Annotated in this window: 14 protein-coding genes; 9 read left to right on the top strand and 5 right to left on the bottom strand. The window is 68.7% G+C overall.

Annotated features, from left to right (window positions below):
• Window positions 1-10: 10 nt before the first annotated feature.
• Window positions 11-2,560 carry a DNA helicase PcrA gene (gene pcrA, locus A5789_RS20840; RefSeq protein ID WP_064901641.1) on the bottom strand — a complete coding sequence of 850 codons (2,550 nt, stop codon included), beginning with the start codon at window positions 2,558-2,560 and terminating at the stop codon, window positions 11-13.
• A gap of 326 nt (window positions 2,561-2,886) precedes the next feature.
• Between pcrA and A5789_RS20835 the strand changes: the two genes are divergently transcribed.
• A complete protein-coding gene (locus tag A5789_RS20835; RefSeq protein ID WP_036505489.1) occupies window positions 2,887-3,195 on the top strand; it encodes a chorismate mutase in 309 nt (102 codons plus the stop codon).
• A 146-nt stretch (window positions 3,196-3,341) separates the two neighbouring features.
• Here A5789_RS20835 and A5789_RS20830 read toward each other — a convergent pair whose 3' ends face one another.
• Complete coding sequence (locus A5789_RS20830) at window positions 3,342-4,793, bottom strand: NAD-dependent succinate-semialdehyde dehydrogenase (protein WP_064903677.1); 1,452 nt, start codon at window positions 4,791-4,793, stop codon at window positions 3,342-3,344.
• Between the two features lie 124 nt (window positions 4,794-4,917).
• On the opposite strand from A5789_RS20830, the gene pgi reads away from it, so the two are divergent.
• From pgi to A5789_RS20815, 3 genes are all read left to right on the top strand, one after another.
• Window positions 4,918-6,570: a glucose-6-phosphate isomerase gene (gene pgi / locus A5789_RS20825; protein ID WP_064903711.1), complete on the top strand. Its 1,653-nt coding sequence runs from the start codon at window positions 4,918-4,920 to the stop codon at window positions 6,568-6,570.
• Window positions 6,571-6,675: 105 nt separating this feature from the next.
• Window positions 6,676-7,101: a hypothetical protein gene (locus tag A5789_RS20820; protein ID WP_063014237.1), complete on the top strand. Its 426-nt coding sequence runs from the start codon at window positions 6,676-6,678 to the stop codon at window positions 7,099-7,101.
• A 114-nt stretch (window positions 7,102-7,215) separates the two neighbouring features.
• Window positions 7,216-7,986, top strand: a complete 771-nt coding sequence (locus tag A5789_RS20815) for a metalloregulator ArsR/SmtB family transcription factor (protein WP_197516676.1) — start codon at window positions 7,216-7,218, stop codon at window positions 7,984-7,986.
• A 36-nt stretch (window positions 7,987-8,022) separates the two neighbouring features.
• Here A5789_RS20815 and A5789_RS20810 read toward each other — a convergent pair whose 3' ends face one another.
• Window positions 8,023-9,642, bottom strand: a complete 1,620-nt coding sequence (locus A5789_RS20810) for an acyl-CoA dehydrogenase family protein (protein ID WP_064903680.1) — start codon at window positions 9,640-9,642, stop codon at window positions 8,023-8,025.
• 10 nt (window positions 9,643-9,652) lie between these two features.
• Window positions 9,653-10,249: a TetR/AcrR family transcriptional regulator gene (locus A5789_RS20805; RefSeq protein WP_063014230.1), complete on the bottom strand. Its 597-nt coding sequence runs from the start codon at window positions 10,247-10,249 to the stop codon at window positions 9,653-9,655.
• 53 nt (window positions 10,250-10,302) lie between these two features.
• Here A5789_RS20805 and A5789_RS20800 point away from each other — a divergent pair, with 53 nt between their 5' ends.
• Window positions 10,303-11,076: a crotonase/enoyl-CoA hydratase family protein gene (locus tag A5789_RS20800; protein ID WP_036524266.1), complete on the top strand. Its 774-nt coding sequence runs from the start codon at window positions 10,303-10,305 to the stop codon at window positions 11,074-11,076.
• Window positions 11,077-11,082: 6 nt separating this feature from the next.
• Window positions 11,083-12,309, top strand: a complete 1,227-nt coding sequence (locus tag A5789_RS20795) for a hypothetical protein (protein ID WP_064903682.1) — start codon at window positions 11,083-11,085, stop codon at window positions 12,307-12,309.
• Here A5789_RS20795 and A5789_RS20790 read toward each other — a convergent pair.
• Window positions 12,296-12,970, bottom strand: a complete 675-nt coding sequence (locus A5789_RS20790; RefSeq protein WP_063014226.1) for a pyridoxamine 5'-phosphate oxidase family protein — start codon at window positions 12,968-12,970, stop codon at window positions 12,296-12,298. The genes A5789_RS20795 and A5789_RS20790 overlap by 14 nt on opposite strands.
• A 121-nt stretch (window positions 12,971-13,091) precedes the next feature.
• On the opposite strand from A5789_RS20790, the gene A5789_RS20785 reads away from it, so the two are divergent.
• The 3 genes from A5789_RS20785 to A5789_RS36745 all read left to right on the top strand — a co-directional run bounded on the left by A5789_RS20785 (window position 13,092) and on the right by A5789_RS36745 (window position 17,674).
• Complete coding sequence (locus A5789_RS20785; RefSeq protein ID WP_227463084.1) at window positions 13,092-14,498, top strand: PLP-dependent aminotransferase family protein; 1,407 nt, start codon at window positions 13,092-13,094, stop codon at window positions 14,496-14,498.
• A 169-nt stretch (window positions 14,499-14,667) separates the two neighbouring features.
• On the top strand, window positions 14,668-16,053 hold the full coding sequence (locus tag A5789_RS20780; RefSeq protein WP_082955844.1) for a hypothetical protein: 1,386 nt from the start codon (window positions 14,668-14,670) through the stop codon (window positions 16,051-16,053).
• Window positions 16,054-16,069: 16 nt separating this feature from the next.
• Window positions 16,070-17,674, top strand: a complete 1,605-nt coding sequence (locus A5789_RS36745) for a hypothetical protein (protein WP_064903683.1) — start codon at window positions 16,070-16,072, stop codon at window positions 17,672-17,674.
• Window positions 17,675-17,677 lie beyond the last annotated feature (3 nt).

Here is a 17,677-nt window from a genome sequence, read left to right as displayed (position 1 = left end):
GAACCGCCGCTCAGAGCTTGACCAGGGTCCGGCTGTACTGCGGGATGAGGCGGATCTTGCCGGCGGTGCCGAAGTCGATGGTGACCGTGGCGAGGGCGCCGAAGCCTTCGGCGGCGACCACTCGGCCGAGGCCGTACTTGTCGTCGCTGACGCGGTCACCCACCGCGAGGACGAGGCCGGAGTTGTTGTGTTTGGCCGCGGGCCGGGCGGGACCGCGGTCGCGCAGGCCGGGGCGCTGCTGGGACCAGCCGTCGCCGCGGGTCCAATCGCGTTCCAGGCCGTCGTCCTCGCCGCGGCGGCGGAAGCCACGTCCGCCCGAAGGCGGAGTCGGCTCCAGACGCTGCCAATCCATCAGATGGCCCGGAATCTCCTGCAGGAAGCGGGACTCCGGATTCGACACCGCCTGTCCCCACCCGGACCGCACCACCGCACGGGACAGGTAGAGCCGTTTCCGGGCGCGGGTGATGCCGACGTAGGCCAGGCGGCGTTCCTCGGCCAGTTCGGCCGGATCGCCCAGCGCGCGCATATGCGGGAACTGGCCGTCCTCCCAGCCCGTCACGAACACCACCGGGAACTCCAGCCCCTTCGCGGTATGCAGGGTCATCAGGGTGACCACGCCGGAGCCCTCGTCCGGGATCTGATCGGTATCGGCCACCAGCGAGACCCGTTCCAGGAACGCCGCCAGAGAACCGGGGTCCGGCTCGCCGTCGGCCGCCTCGGGCAGCAGACCCTCCTCACGGGCGGCCTCCACATTGTTGCGCGCCTCGGAACTGAATTCCCTTGCCACGCTGACCAATTCGTTCAGATTGTCCAGCCGGGCGCCGTCCTGCGGATCGTCGGAGGCCTCCAGTTCGGCGCGGTAGCCGGTCTTGTCCAGCACCGCCTCGACGACATTGCCCACATCCGGGAATTCGGTGTCCCCGGTAACGCCCGCGGCGCGGATCTCGTCGAGCAGATCGAGGAAGCCGGCGATCGCACGCTGCGCGCGGGTGTTCAGCAGGGCCACCTTGCCGTCGGCGGCGTCGCGCAGCGCGGCCGCGAAGCCGATATCGCGCTGTTCGGCGTGCACCGCCACACAGGCCTCGGCGCGGTCACCGATACCGCGGCGCGGCGTGTTGAGGATGCGACGCAGGCTCACCGCATCGTCGGGGTTCTCCAGCACACGCAGGTAGGCGACCACATCGCGGACCTCCTTGCGCTCGTAGAACCGGACTCCGCCGACCACCTTGTAGGGCAGGCCCATGCGGATGAAGATCTCTTCCAGCGCGCGCGAATTGTTGTTGGTGCGATAGAACACCGCGACATCGCCGTAGTTGTAGTCGCCCTGTTCGACCAGCCGGTCGATCTCGCGCGCGACGAACGACGCCTCGTCGTGTTCGTTGTCGGCGACGTAGCCGACGATCAGATCACCCTCGCCGGAATCGGTCCACAACTTCTTGTCGCGCCGATTCTCGTTGCGGGAGATGAGCGCATTGGCCGCCGAGAGAATGTGCTGGGTGGACCGGTAGTTCTGTTCCAGCAGAATCGTTTCCGCGTCCGGGAAATCGCGCTCGAATTCCTCGATATTGCGGATGGTCGCCCCGCGGAACGCGTAGATGGACTGGTCGGCGTCACCGACCACGCACAGTTCGCTGGGCGGCACCACATCGTCGCGGCGCGCCGGTGTGAATTCCGGATCTGCGGCCTCGGCACCCGCGTCGGCGTCGGCGAGTTCGCCGGCCGGCGGTCGCACATGATGGCCGACCAGCTCACGCACCAGTACGTACTGGGCGTGGTTGGTGTCCTGGTACTCGTCGACCAGCACATGCCGGAAGCGACGGCGGTAGTACTCGGCGACCTGCGGGTGGCTCTGCAGAAGCGCGACCGTCTCGCCGATCAGATCGTCGAAGTCGAAGGCATTGGCCGCGCGTAGCCGCCGCTGGTATTCGGTGTAGACGCGGGCGACGATGCCGGGCAGTTCGGTCTCGTCGGATTCCGCGTCCGCCGTGGCCGTTTCGGGGTCGATGAGCTCGTTCTTGAGATTGGAGATCGCGGTCGCGAGCAGTCGCGGCGAATACTTCTTCGGATCCAGATTCTGGTCGCGAATGATCATCGCCAGCAGGCGGCGCGAGTCGTCGGCGTCGTAGATGGAGAAGTTCGAGTTCAACGCGCCGGGCAGCAGGTTCGCCTGCATGCGCAGGATGCGCACGCAGGAGGAGTGGAAGGTGGACACCCACATGGCGGCCGCACGCGGACCGACCAGGTCGGTCACGCGCTCGCGCATCTCCGCGGCGGCCTTGTTGGTGAACGTGATGGCGAGGATCTGCCCGGGCGTGACGCCGCGTTCGGCCAGCAGATAGGCGATGCGCCGGGTGAGGACCGCGGTCTTCCCGGAGCCGGCGCCGGCCACGATCAACAGTGGCGAACCCGCGTGCACGACCGCCGCCCGCTGCTGCGGATTCAAGCCCTCGAGCAGGCGCTGCGCCTGCCCCTCGGCCTGCGCGGACCCGACCGCGCCTCGCGTTGCCGCCGTACTCACCGTTGCCGTCCCCGCCGCTGTTCCCGCCACCGTCGTCTCCATCGTCCATCCACGCTACCGGCGGCCACCGACATGCTGTAGTCCGGCGCGATCTCAGCGCATTCTCGACCGCGATCTCAACGCATTCTCAACGACGAGAACTTTGCCTCACTTGCCCCACGTGGCAGACTGGCCACATGACCAGCGCGCTCACGACCTCTGCTGTTCAGGCGTACGAAGGTATTCGTGGTCGCCGATTTCGCACGTGAGCGCACACTCGACGGGGGACAATTCAAGGCCGAACAGGTCTGTTTCACGGTGGAGGAACTAGATCGGTAACGGGGCAGGGCCGCACGCCGATCGAAGTTCTGACACGAGGAGAAGAAAGTATGAGCACCTCTACTGAGCCGATTGATCAGCCCGCGACCGGTTCCGATGCGACGTTGCCGAGTAGCGAGGCGGAGATCGAGAAGCTCCGCAAGGAGATCGATCGCCTCGACGCCGAGATTCTCGCGGCCATCAAGCGGCGCACCGAGGTCTCGCGCATCATCGGCCGCACCCGTATGGCCAACGGTGGCCCGCGCCTGGTGCACTCTCGCGAGATGAAGGTGCTGGAGCGCTTCAGCGAACTGGGCCAGGAAGGTCACACGCTGGCCATGCTGCTGCTCCGCTTGGGCCGCGGCCGCCTCGGCCACTGATCTACAGCCGCCTCGGCCACTGACCGGACTGCCGAACAGGCAGCCCTCGAGACCACGCGGCGATCGTCTCGACGAACTCCGCGACCCCAGGCCGCCCCGGGTGCCGATCCCCCGGGGCGGCCGTTTCGTATCCGGGAACCGCCGGATCAGGGCAGGGCGATGTACTTCGTCGACAGATACTCCTCGATTCCCTCGAAGCCGCCCTCCCGGCCGAATCCGGAGGCCTTGACCCCGCCGAACGGCGCCGCCGGATCGGAGATGACGCCGCGGTTGATGCCGACCATTCCGCTCTCCAGCCCCTCCGCGATGCGCAGCGCACGATCCAGATCGCGGGTGTACACGTAAGCGACCAGACCGAATTCGGTGTCGTTGGCGGCGGCGAGGCCCTCCTCCTCGGTATCGAATCCGACGATCGGCGCGACCGGGCCGAACACCTCCTCGCTGAGAATGCGGGCCTGCTCGGGTACCTCGCACAGCACGGTCGCCGGGTAGTAGTACCCGGTCCCGCCGGGCGCCTTACCACCGATGCGCACCTCGGCGCCGCGTTCGACCGCGTCCTCGACCAGTTCGCTGACGGTGTCGAGCTGGTCCTGGTTGATCAGCGGGCCGAGGGTGGTCGACGGGTCGTCACCCGGGCCGAGCTTGACCTCCTGCATGGCGACGACGAGTTTGTCGGTGAACTCCGCGCGGACCGAGTTGTGCACGTGGAACCGGTTGGCGGCGGTACAGGCCTCGCCGCCGTTGCGCAGCTTCGCCAGCATCGCGCCCTGCACCGCGGCATCGATGTCGGCGTCGTCGAAGACCACGAACGGGGCGTTGCCGCCCAGCTCCATCGAGGTGCGCAGCAGGCCGTTGGCGGACTTCTCGACCAGTTTCTTGCCGACCCCGGTCGAGCCGGTGAAGGTGAGTTTGCGCAGCCGCGGATCGTTGATCAGCGGCTCGGTCACCGCGCCCGAGTGGCTGGAGGTGATCACCGACAACACGCCGTCCGGCAGCCCGGCCTCACTGCACAGCTTCGCCAGCAGCAGCATGGTCAGCGGCGTGGCCGAGGCCGGCTTGACGATCATCGTGCAGCCGGCGGCCAGGGCCGGGCCGATCTTGCGGGTACCCATCGCGAGCGGGAAATTCCAGGGGGTGATGGCCAGGCACGGTCCGACCGGCTGCTTGTGGACCACGATGCGACCGGTGCCGGTGGGCGCGGTCTGGTAGCGGCCGTGCACCCGGACCGCCTCCTCGCTGAACCAGCGGAAGAATTCGGCGCCGTAGCGCACCTCGTTGCGGCTCTCCGGCAGCGCCTTACCCATTTCCAGGGTCATCAGCAGTGCGAAGTCCTCGGTGCGCTCGACGATCCGCTCGTAGACCGAGCGCAGGATCTCACCGCGTTCGCGGGCCGGGGTCGCCGCCCAGCTGTCCTGAGCGGCCACGGCCGCGTCGAGGGCCCGCACGGCGTCCTCGGGCGTGGCGTCGGCGACGTGTGCGAGGGGCTCTCCGGTCGCCGGATTCTCGACCGCGAAGGTGGCGCCACCGGTGGCATCCACCGGCCCGCCGATCCAGAGTTGAGTGGGGACGGATTCGAGTAACTCGGTTTGCGACACCATGTGCTCAGGGTAGGCCGCGATGGACGCGGGCGCGGGCAACTGCCGGGTGGGCGGTGACCATCTGCGAGAGAGCCGGCGACATCACTCCCTGCGCATACGGGAACAGGTCTGTAATCTCGCGGGAGTGAGCAGCGACATCACCGCGACGGCGGCCTGGCGGAAACTGCACGATCACTATTCGGCTGTGGCCGACCGGCATCTGCGCGAATTCTTCGCCGAGGATCCGGACCGGGGACGCGAGCTGACCGTCGAGGTCGGCGATCTCCACATCGACTACAGCAAGCACCGCATCACGCGCGAAACCCTGGATCTGCTGCTCGATCTGGCGGAGACGGCGGGTGTGGCGCGGCGCCGCGACGCGATGTTCGCGGGCGAGCACATCAACACCTCCGAGGACCGCGCGGTGGGACATGTGGCACTGCGCCTGCCGACCGGCGCGTCGATGATGATCGACGGCGCCGACGCGGGTGCGCAGGTGCACGAAGTCCTGCGCCGGATGGGCGATTTCACCGATGCGGTGCGGTCGGGACAGTGGCGCGGCGCCGGCGGTGAACGCATTTCCACGGTGGTGAACATCGGCATCGGCGGCTCGGATCTGGGTCCCGCCATGCTGTATCAAGCGTTGCGGCACTACGCGGATGCCGGGATCTCGGCACGATTCGTCTCCAATATCGATCCGGCGGATCTGACCGCGAAACTCGACGGCCTCGATCCGGCGCGCACTCTCTTCGTCGTTGCCTCCAAGACGTTTTCGACGCTGGAGACGCTCACCAACGCCACCGCGGCGCGGCGCTGGCTGGTCGCGGCGCTCGGCGAGGACGCGGTCGCCAAACATTTCGTGGCGGTGTCCACCCACGCGCAGCGGGTGGCCGATTTCGGTATCGATACCGCGAATATGTTCGAGTTCTGGGATTGGGTCGGCGGCCGTTATTCGGTGGATTCCGCGATCGGGCTGTCGATGATGGCGGTAATCGGGAAGGAGCGGTTCGCCGAATTCCTGGCCGGAATGCACAGTGTCGACGAACATTTCGTCTCCGCGCCGCCGGAGCGCAATGCGCCGATCCTGCTCGGCCTGCTCGGGGTCTGGTACTCGAATTTCTTCGGTGCCCAGTCGCGCGCGGTGCTGCCGTACTCCAACGATCTGGCGCGCTTCCCGGCCTATCTGCAGCAGCTGACCATGGAGTCGAACGGCAAATCGGTACGGCTGGACGGCAGTCCGGTGACGACCTCGACCGGCGAGATCTTCTGGGGTGAGCCCGGAACGAACGGGCAGCACGCCTTCTACCAGCTGCTGCATCAGGGCACCCGGCTGGTGCCGGCCGATTTCATCGGATTCGCCCGTCCCACCGACGATCTCGCGACGCGCGACGGCTCCGGCAGCATGCACGACATTCTGATGAGCAATCTGTTCGCGCAGACGAAGGTGCTGGCCTTCGGGCGCACGGCGGCGGAGATCGAGGCCGAGGACGGCGGAACTCCGGGGTTCGATCCGGCCCTGGTGCCGCATCGCGTGATGCCCGGTAACCGCCCCTCCACCACGATCCTGGCCCCACAGCTCACCCCGTCGGTCGTCGGGCAGTTGATCGCGCTCTACGAACATCAGGTCTTCGTCGAGGGCACCATCTGGGGAATCGACAGTTTCGACCAGTGGGGCGTGGAGCTGGGCAAACAGCAGGCGCTCGCCCTGGAGCCGCTGCTCACCTCCGCGGAAGATCCGGCACCGCAATCGGATTCGTCGACCGATGCGCTGATTCGGTGGTATCGCGGCCACCGCTGACCCACCACCACGGAAAATACCCCGCCCGGATGCGTAATTGATCTCATGCCGGGAATGTGAGCAGGGCACTGCCATGGCCCGATGCCCCGTTGTAACGTCCGGAATATGACCTCGGTTGCACAACATCTGCTGTGGTTCCTGCCGATGCTGTGGCTCGGCATGGTGCTGGCCATCTCCTTCCTGGAGGCGCCGCTGAAGTTCCGCGCGCCGGGAGTGACGCTCGCCCTCGGGCTGGGTATAGGTCGGCTGGTGTTCAAGGCGCTCAACATCACCGAGGCCGTCTTGGCGGTGCTGTTGCTGATTTCGGCAGCCGTAGTAGGCCCGAGCGGGGCGACCTGGGGATGGCTGATCGGCGCGGCGGTCGTGCTGGCGATACAGGTGGTGGCGGTCCGGCCGCCGCTGACCCGGCGTTCGAATCGGGTCCTGGCCGGTGAGGACGGACCGCGCTCGACGGCGCACTACTGGTACATCGGGCTCGAGCTGCTGAAGGTGGTCGCGCTGATCGGCCTGGCCATCGCCGCCGCGCCCTGACATCGGTAACGCCCAACGGCGCCGTATCTTCGCCTGCTTGCTCACCCGACGCGTTGACTTATGCAGGTAAATGCCTGCATAATTTTCCCCGTGCAACCCGAACCGGATTTGGACGTGGTCTTCAAGGCATTGGCCGACCCGACGCGGCGGCTGGTGCTGGATCGGCTTCGCGCGCAGAACGGGCAGACTCTGCGCGAACTATGCGAGCGGGTGGAGATGGCGCGCCAGTCACTGACGCAGCATCTCGACATCCTGGTGCGAGCGGGACTGGTCACCGTGCTGCGACGCGGGCGGGAACGGGTGCACTACATCAATCCGGCACCTATCCACGACATCGAACAACGATGGATCTCCGTCTTCGACAGGCCGCGACTGGATGCGATCCGGGCCATCAAAAACCAGGCTGAGGAGTGCGCCATGAGCACCACCGTGCCCAACTACGTCTACGTCACCTATATCCGTGCCAGCGCCGACCAGGTGTGGAAGGCACTGACCGACGCCGATCTCACCGCCCGATACTGGGGACACGCGAATGTGTCGGACTGGCAACCGGGTTCGAGCTGGGAACACCGTCGCGTCGACGGCTCGGGGGCCGTCGACGTCGTCGGCGAGGTGATCGAATCGGATCCGCCGCACCGCCTCGTGGTGACCTTCGAGGATATGCCCGACGCCGACCGCTCGCCGTCGCTGGTCACCTTCCTCGTCGAACCGCACCGCGATATCGTCCGGCTCACCGTCACGCACGAGAATCTGCCGAATCAGGAGATGCTGCAAGGCATTTCGAGCGGCTGGCCGGCCGTGCTGGCCAACCTCAAGTCCCTGCTCGAGACCGGCGACGTACTGCCGCAGGCCCCGTGGGAGATGTCGAGCGAACCGGTGGGCTGAGCCGGATCGGGCGAATCCGGATCAGCCGAATTCGGATCAGACGAAGGCGCGCTGCAGGATCGCCTCGGTATCCACTCCCACCGGGAGGGTGCCGAAGGCGATTCCCCAGTCGCCACCGAATCGGCTGGCGCAGAAGGCATCCGCCACGGCGGCATGGCCGTGGCGCACCAGCTGCGCGCCCTGCAACACCAACGCCATCAGTTCGATCACCCGCCGGGCGCGGAACTCGATATCACTGAGGTCGGTGAGCTCCTTGCCGATCCGGTCGATCGCGTCGTCGAGGTGGTGGTTGGCGCCGCGGGCCAGCGAGACCTCGTTGAAGTAGGCCTCGACCGTCTCCGGCTGCCGGCCCATGGCGCGCAGGGCGTCCAACGCCGCCACATTGCCCGAGCCCTCCCAGATCGACATCAGCGGCGCCTCCCGATAGAGCCGCGGCATACCGGATTCCTCGACATAGCCGTTGCCGCCGAAGCATTCCAGCGCCTCGGCCGCGTGTGCGGGGGCGCGCTTGCAGACCCAATACTTGGTCACCGCCAATGCGATTCGACGCAGCGCCGCCTCGGCGGGATCGGTCGCCGCGCGGTCGGCGGCACCGGCCAGCCGCAGCATCACCGTCGTCGCGGCATCGGATTCGATGACCAGGTCGGCCAGCACATTGCACATGGCGGGCTGGTCGACGAGCTTGGCGCCGAACGCTTCCCGATGCCGGGCGTGGTGAGCGGCGTAGACCACGCCGGTGCGCATGCCGGTCGCGGAGCCGATCACACAGTCGAGACGGGTCATGTTCACCATCTCGATGATGGTCTTCACACCCGCGCCCTCGGCGCCGACCAGCCAGCCTGTCGCGTTCTCGTACTCGATTTCCGAGGACGCGTTGGACTTGTTGCCCAGCTTGTCCTTCAGGCGCTGCAGCCGCAGCGCGTTACGGGTGCCGTCGGGCAGCACGCGCGGCAGCAGGAAGCAGGACAGGCCGCCGGGCGCTTGCGCCAGCGTCAGGAACATATCCGACATCGGCGCGGAGGTGAACCACTTGTGCCCGACGATGCGATAGGTACCGTCGGATTGCGGTGTGGCCGTGGTGGTGTTGGCCCGCACGTCGGAGCCGCCCTGCTTCTCCGTCATCGACATCCCGGCGATCAGACCGGCCTTCGTCGAGGGCTCACGCAGGCCGAAATCGTAGGTGCGCGAACCGAGTAGCGGCTCGAAGCGAGCGGCCAGTTCGGGATTGTGGCGCAGTGCCGGAACCGCGGCGTAGGTCATGGAGATGGGACACATGTGTCCGGCATCGGCGACGCCCCAGGTGTAGAACTTCGCGGCGCGGGCGACGTGCGCGCCGGGCCGATCGTCGAGCCAGGGGCTGCCGTGCAGGCCGTGCCGTACGGCGACGTCCATCAGGTTGTGCCAGTAGGGGTGGAACTCCACCTCGTCCACCCGATTGCCGTAGCGGTCGTGGGTGTGCAGCACCGGCGGGTACTCGTTGGCCAGCCGGCCCCACTCCTGCGCCTCGAAACTTCCTGCCAGCGCGCCCAGTTCGCGCACCTCGGCTTCGGCCCAGCCCGCACCCTCACGGTGCAGGCCTTCGATCAGGGCCGGGTTGCGGGAGAAGTCGAACGGGGTGATCGGCGGGACCTGGTTGAACACTTCGTGGGTGGCCATATGAGTTCTCCTATTCGTGCGCGCCGAGCGCGCGCAGCGCGAAGGCGACGAGTTCGGGCACCACGGATTCGCTCTGCAGCTGCTCGGCCAACGGTCCGACCAGCACCTCACCGATGGCGCCGACCAGGGCGGTGGCGGTGGTGCGCGGGTCCTGGGGCGGCAGTTGCCCGGCGCCGACACCGTCGGCGATCGCGGACTCGAAGGTTTCGGCGAAGGCCCTGCGGAAGCGCAGGCGTTCGGTATCGACGCTCGCGTCCACGGGTTCGGCGAGCAGGACGTAGGCGAGTTTGGGATTCTTCAGCGCGCGCCCGGCGAAAGTCTCCACCGCGGCGGTGACGCGCTCGACGACGCCGCCCTCCGCCCCGGCCTGTGCGACCGCGGCGACCTCGCGCGTGACGACGTCCCGGAACACAGCGGTGACCAACTCGGCCTTCCCGCTGAAACTCTTGTAGACGGTTCCCGTGGCGACTCCGGCCTCCGCCGCGACGGTGGCCATCGACAGCCCGCCGAAGCCCTGCTCCGAGAGCACCTTCATGGCCGCGTGCACGATCGCGCGCGACTGTGCGTCCAGTCGCGCCTGCACGGCGGGGGTTCTGCGGTACGCCACGCAAGAAGTGAATCACAAATTCATTTCTTGACGCAAGGGCCGGGGCGGGCCGTATGGTCGAATTCGTGAGCGTACGAATCGAGCGCAGCGGGCCGGTCTTCACGGTGATCCTGGATCGCCCCGAGGCACGCAATGCCGTCGACGGACCGACCGCACAGGCGCTGGCCGCCGCGTTCCGCGAATTCGATGCCGACGACACCGCGGCGGTCGCGGTGCTCTGGGGCGCGGGCGGTACCTTCTGCGCCGGGGCGGATCTGAAATCGCTGGGCACCGAGAAGTCCAACCGGGCGGCCGAGGACGGCGACGGCCCCATGGGCCCCACCCGCATGACGCTGTCCAAGCCGGTGATCGCCGCCGTCTCCGGCTATGCCGTAGCCGGCGGGCTGGAACTGGCGCTGTGGTGCGATATGCGGATCGCCGAGCAGGACAGCACATTCGGTGTGTTCTGCCGCCGCTGGGGCGTCCCGCTGATCGACGGTGGCACGGTGCGCTTACCGCGCATCGTCGGCGCGGGCCGGGCGATGGACATGATCCTCACCGGCCGAGCTGTCGCCGCACCCGAGGCTTTGCAGATCGGGCTGGTCAACCGGGTCGTCGGCCCCGGTGAATCCCGTTCCGCCGCAGAGCGACTCGCGGCGGAGCTGGCCGCCCTGCCGCAGACCTGCCTGCGTTCGGACCGGATGTCGGCGCTGGAGCAGTGGGGGCTGGACGAATCGGAGGCGATGGCCCGCGAGTTCCGCTACGGCTTCACCGCGCTGGCCGACGGTGCGCTCGAGGGCGCGCAGCGGTTCGCCGGCGGAGCGGGCCGCCACGGATCGTCGGCCTGAACGGCGATGGGCCGGCTCAGCGTAGTCGACGAGATCTTTCTGCGCGCCCATCGCGGTCTCGGCACTCCCAGTGCGCTGCAGGGATTGTGGCGCACCGCCGACCCGATCGACAGGCGGCTGCTGGAACAGATCCACGCCGCCCTGCGCGTCGGCCCCCTCGGCCGCCGCGTCGTCCGCCCCCGAGTTCCGGGTGCGCGGCCGTACTGGCGGCGCAACGACGGCGCCCATCCGTTGCGCATCGCCGGCGGCGGTATCGCCGCCGCCGACCTGCTGAGCTGGGCCGACGAACAGGGCTACGATCTGGATCCGGAATTCGGGCCGGGGTGGCGGCTGTCCGCGGCGGCGCTGCGCGAGGGCGGTTCGGTGGTGGCACTGACGTGTTCGCATGCCCTCGCCGATGGACGCGGCCTGGCGCTGGCCGTCGACCACGCGCTGTCCGGCTCGCCGCTCACGGATTATGCGGCACCGCAGTCGGATTGGTCCGATGCGGCCAGGCAGTGGAGCACCGTGTTGTCCGGCAGTGCGCGCGCCCTGCGACACGGGGTGCCACGGGAACCCGGTGACGGAGCGTGCCGCAGCGCCGAGACGGCGACGACAACCGATGCGGTCCTGCAATTTCCGGCGGCGGACTGGGAGCTCGCCGCGGCGGGGCGGGGCGGAACGGCGAACAGCCTGTTCCTCCACGTCGTCGCGAAGATGCTGTGGGACAGCGGTTTTCCCGACTCACCGATAACCGCCGCCGTTCCCGTCGATACCCGCGACGATCGCCGCGTCAACAACGACATGGCCATGACCGAAGTGGTGGTCGAGCGCACCGATACTCCCGCGACCCTGCGTGAGAAGTGCCGTGCCGCATACGAATACCGTATGTCCGGTCCCCCGAGCATGCCCGCGGAACTGCTGCAGGTGCTGCCCGCGCGCGTCGCGCACCGGCTCTCCCGGGGTGCGGGCGAACGTGACATTCTGTGCTCGAACATCGGCACCCTCCCGGCCTCGCTGGCACAGCTGGGCCCGCATCGCTGCACCGGCGTAGCCGCCCGGGCCATCCATCCCGGACTGCAACCGACGGCGCTCCCCCGCACCCGCCTCGCGGCCTACCTGTGCCGGATCGGGCACACGTACACCCTCGCTCTGGTGGGCCTGGATCAGGAGCGAATCGAATCCTCCGATGCGCTGGTCGATTTCGCACGGAAGGCGATCGAACGATTCGAGGTACCGGTCACCGCGTGGTGAGGATCCGCGTCGTCACGTGGTCCGGGACGGCGCCCGGGCGTACCAGGTCCGGCGCCGGGATCGGAGTGCCGAAGACCTGACGGACCGGGAGCAGGCCCGCCCAGGCGTCGCTGTTCAGGTCGGCGGGATCGTCGGAGGGATCGCCGGCGCGGATCTTCACCGAGGCCTCGGTGAGGTCGAGGGCCAGGACCAGGGTGGCCGCCAGCTCCTTCTTGTCGGGCGCGCGCACGGTATCCCAGGCGCCGGGGGCGGAATGGTCGACGATGACGCGCAACGCGCGTAGCCGCTCCTCGGGGTCGGTGACCTCGACCGGGCGCCCGTGGATCACGGCGGAGCGGTAATTCATCGAAAAGTGCATGGCCGCACGGGCGTACACGATCGCATCGACCAGACTCACCGCGACACAGATGTCCCCGGTGAGGGCGGCGCGCAGGTTGCCGGCGCCGGTGGATCCGTGCAGGTACAGCGTGTCCGCGCTGCGGCCGTAGACCGTCGGCAGCACGACGGGCGCGCCGTGCAGGGTCACCCCGATATGGCAGATCAGTCCGGCATCGAGCACCTCGTCCAGGGCCGAGCGGTCGGTGGCGGCGCGGTCCCGATAGCGGGTGACGGTGCTGCGCGGGGTCGGCGAGAGCTTCGGGCGCGTGGGTGTTCCTGGCATATGACCAGGGTCTACGATCGGGTGGCATCGTCATATGGCCAATCAGGAGCTATTTCGGAAGTCCACTTGTGCGGACGCCGCGCGATCGTCGCAGTGGGGCATTCGAGCCGAAGGGAGCATCGTGGAGGACCTCCCGCTGTCGATCGATCGCGATGCACCACGCCCGCTGTCGGTCCAGGTGGCCGACGAACTGCGCGCCGCGGCGACGGCCGGCCGGCTGCGAGGCGGCGAGCGACTCCCTTCGTCCCGCGCTCTGGCCGAACGCCTGGGCGTCAGCCGCACGGTGGTCACCGCCGCCTACGACCAATTACATGCCGAGGGCTGGATCTCGGGACGGCACGGCTCGGGCACCTACCTCACCGCCGCACCGGCATCGGTACCGGAACCCGTTGCGGCGAGCGCTCTTTCGGATGCCGTCGGCGAACTGCTCGACCTGGCCCCGGGCGCACCCTGCGTGGCGGCGATAGACCGCGCGGCCTGGCGTCGCGCCTGGCGCGCCGCGAGTGACCGGCTGCCGTCGGCGCGCAAGGACCGCGGCGGCGAACCGGATTACCTCGCCATGATCACCGAACATCTGCTCCGCCATCGCGGCCTCGCTCCCGGCAGCGACAGTGTCGTCCTCGCCACCTCCGGCACCAGTTCGGCGGTCGGCGAACTCGCCCACGCCGTGCTGCGCCGCGGCGACACCGTGGCCGTCGAAGATCCCGGCTACCTCCGCGCGGTCGGCGCCTTCCGCGCCGCGGGTATCGAGGTACTGCCGATACCGTTGGACGACAAGGGCATTCGAGTGGACAGAATTCCCGCCGGTGTGCGCGCCGTCTACTGCACCCCGGCCCATCAGTTCCCGCTCGGCGCCCGGATGCCCGCCGCCCGCCGCGTCGAACTGATCGACTTCGCCCGGCGTACCGGCGCGCTGATCATCGAGGACGACTACGACGGCGAATTGCGTTACGACAGTGCCCCTTTGCCATTGCTGGCGAGCCTCGACCCGAGTCGGGTCATCCATCTCGGCACCACCTCCAAAATCCTGTCCACCACGCTCGGCGTCGGCTGGCTCGTCGCCTCCCGGGCTGTCACGGACGCCGTGACGGCCCACCGGGAAAGCACCGGCACCTGTCCGGCTCCCGCCGGTCAGCTGGTGTTCGCCGAGCTCGCCCGGCACGGCGACCTGGCCCGTCATCTGCGCCGCCTGCGCCGTGAGATGCCGCCGCGCCGGGCACTCGTGGTTGCCGAACTTCGCGCCCGCGGGCTCGATGTCGTCGGCGACCATGCCGGATCACATGTGCTCGTCCCGCTCGAATCCGCCGCGGTCGAGGAAGCCGCGATCGCCCACGCTCGTGATCGCGGGGTACGGCTCGACGGCCTCGCCCGCCATCACGCCGATCGACCGCACACCTTCGGCGCCCCGATCGGCTACGCGGCCCTACCCTCCGCCGAACTGCGCGCCGCGATCACCATCGCCGCCGAATGCCTCGCGGCCGCGTCATACGCCGGTCCGATGCGGCCCCCTTTTCACGGGTGGCAATAGCAGCTCGGTTGCGTGCTGGCCTCGGGGTACGAAATTCTCGAACCGAGTGCGACCCTGACGAGCGATAGATCGAGGCGGTTGTGGAAATTGCTTCTGCTCCTCCCGAGGTCGAGGTGCGCAGCTGCGAGCGTGGTCGCGTATCGGCGGTTCGTGGATCGGGGAGTGTGTGGTGAGCGGTTCCGGGGGTGAGGATCTCGCGGACGTGGTGGACCGGATCACCGCCGGCTTGCGCGAGCTCGCGCCGCCGGGATGGCAGCGGCTGGAGGCATCGTTCGCGTTGACCGTTGTCACCGAATCGGCGTTGTTCGTGGTCGATGACGGGCACGGGCCGGTCAGGTGTCAGGTGTCGGATGAGGTGTGGGCGTCGGTGCGCCGGCACCGGCAGGTTTCGGCCGAGCTGGAGAGCGAGCCGTGGTGGCGGATGGTGGTGCGCGCCGACGCGGAGGACGTCGAGGTCGTCGTCGATCACGGGGCCGAGCCGTTTCCCGGTGAGCAACTGTTCGCACCACAGGCGTATCTGGCCGACCTGGAAAGGTATCCGCGCGGCCGGCTGCCGGTGTGGTTGGCGGCTTACATCGGGCGCGGTGAATCCCAGTCGAGGCCGCCGCGCGCCGCCTGGGACGGAATGCGGGCGGACCGGAGTGCGGGCGTGCGGGCGGTGCCGGTGACCGGCGAGTTGCCGGACCTGCGAACACTGTGGGCGCGGTGGGCGGTGCTGGCCTCGGCCTTCGTGGCGGCCGGCTCGGAACGGGGGCCACGGATCGGTCCATCCGTGGGCGTCTTCGAAAGTGCGGGACACAGCGGTTCGACGTTGACGCTGCTCCCCGGAGACCGGGCGGTGCTGTCGGGTGGAGTATGGGAGGCCCCCGCGTTGGACCTCGCCTACAACGGTGGTGGCGCGATGCCGAATGTGTTTGCGGGAGCACCTGATTGGGTGGCCGACCCGGTGCTCGATCCGCGGGTGATGACCGGCATGCTGTCGTTTTGTTACTGGTGGGAGAAGGGGCGGTGGTACCGGGGCGGATCCGCTCCGATGTCGGAATGCGCGGCGGCGCTGCCCGCGGTGTGGACTGCCGACACGGTGGCGCGAGTGGTCGCCGACGTGGTGGAGCAGTCGTCGCCGGATGCTGCCGAGTTGCTGGTGTCGGCGGCGCAGGCCGCCGCGGTGACACGGGAGGCGATCGTGCAGGCGGTCGGTGACGAGACCGAGGTCGACGTCGCCGGTGCGCTGTTCCAGTTCGCACTCGCGGATCTGACGGCCGGCGCGGTCGCGGGGATCAGCGAAGCGGAGGCGTTGAAACTGGTTCGCGATCACATCCGCGAGCGAGGGTACGACACCGCGGATTATCCTCCGTCGTCCCTGCGCGCCGACCGGATCAGCGTGGGCTGGATGGTGCGATCGCCGGTGCCGGACAACGACATCGCCCTGGACCGTGCGGTCTTCTATGTCGCCGACGACGGCGCCGTGGAGCGATCGAGTTCGTCGGTGCCGCTGTCGGTTTTCGTGACCGACTTCGAGCGACGGTTCCGCCTGCGGGTCGGCGACCGGATGTGACGGCTCGAGGCGGGATATGAGCGGCGAACTTCGATTGGACCTGGCCGGCCTGCGCGAACGGGGTGCCCGGCTGGCCGAACTCGCCGACCGGGTGGGGCAGACCTATGCCGGACTACGGGATTGCCTGGACCAGGCCCAGGGCAGCTGGGGCGACGACTATATGGGCCGTCAGTTCGCCGAGCAGTTCACACCGCATGCCGATCAGATGCTCGCCAACGTGCGCGCGATGGAGAAGGGGCTGCACAGCACGGCATCCGGAATAATCGGTGTCGCAAACGAATTCGACGCGCAGGATGCCGGCAGCGCCGCCCGGCTGGCCGACGCCGCGGGGAATCGGGATCCGGGCACCGGGAGTTCGGCCACGGTTGCGCCGGATACCCCGACCGGCCGGCCGTCGCCAGCCGATGCCGGTCCACAGGTCCCGTACAACCCCGCCGCGGTCTCCCCGGCGCGGAACTCTCCGGTCGCCGGCGGTCCGGCGCATCCCACCGGCGGGGCGCAGCGCGCCGACCAGCCCCCGGCCGGTGGTTCGCGGTCACCGAACGGTTCTCCGACCGACCCACAGGACGGGACGGAGTCCCGCTCGCCGTGGAATCGGGACCGGCCGGAGTCCGATCCTTCCGGGCGGGACGGGCGCCCTCCCTCCGGCGACTCCGGTCGCCGGCCCTCATCCGTTTCGGCACCGCCCTCCTCCTCGTCGGGGCTACCTCCGGCCGACCGGCGCGGCGCGCCGCGAGCTGCGGACGCCTCGTCCGGGAGTGGCGCGGGACCTACGAAACGGGGCGATACTCCGTGGGACGGGCAACAGCCGCCTCGCCATCCCGGCACACCAGGAAGAGCCGAAGGCCCTGGAAAGCCCGGATCTCCCGGCAAGCCGGAGGCAAATCCCCGGCACGGTTCCCCGCCACGATCCGACCGCTCGTCCCGCGACAAGGCACGTGCGGGTGATCGGCGCCGCTCTCGCCAGCAGCAGGCGTCCGACCCGATGATCGGTTGGCTGGCGCGCACATTGGCCGAGCGCCACGGTGTACAGGTGACCGGGTTCGACACACCCGGCCTCCAGCTGCCGCCGATACGAGACTTCGTGGCGGCGGTGGACCGGGTGCTCACCGACTATCCGATGATCGGTCTGGATTCGGTCGCGGTGGCGGAGCTCGGCGGCGAACTCGGCACGGTGCGATGGAGTCGTGAACCGGGCATCGAGGACGCCGCCGGCTCGATGACGCTCGACCGGCGCACCGCGCAAGAGCCGGCGGCAGCCGCCCCCACCGTGGAACCCGACGGCGAGCCGGCGCGATCGGACATCTATCCGGCGACGCTTCGGGAATTCGGCCGGGCCCTCGACGCCGCAGGCGGCGGCGTAGCGCGCAAGCAGGCGCAACGTGTTCTGATCGCGGAATACCTGCGCCTGCAGCCGGACCGCACTCTCGCCGAAGTGGTGAGCGGTTACCGGGACTGGCGAGCCGGGCTGGCCGGGAATACCTCAGCCTCGAGCGAATTCGATGTGGGTGAGGCGCTCGGCATCGCATTCGCCGAGGTGGTGCAGCACGGCGAGGAGGCGGGCATACAGGCGAGATTGCTCCATGCGGTGCTGGTCGCCGCGGCGTCTCGACCGGTGTAGGTG

The sequence above is a fragment of the Nocardia sp. 852002-51101_SCH5132738 genome, from assembly GCF_001665695.1.
Lineage (GTDB): Bacteria > Actinomycetota > Actinomycetes > Mycobacteriales > Mycobacteriaceae > Nocardia > Nocardia nova.
The sequence above is the reverse complement of the archived record's forward strand: the minus strand, read 5'-3'. Positions and strand labels throughout refer to the sequence as shown.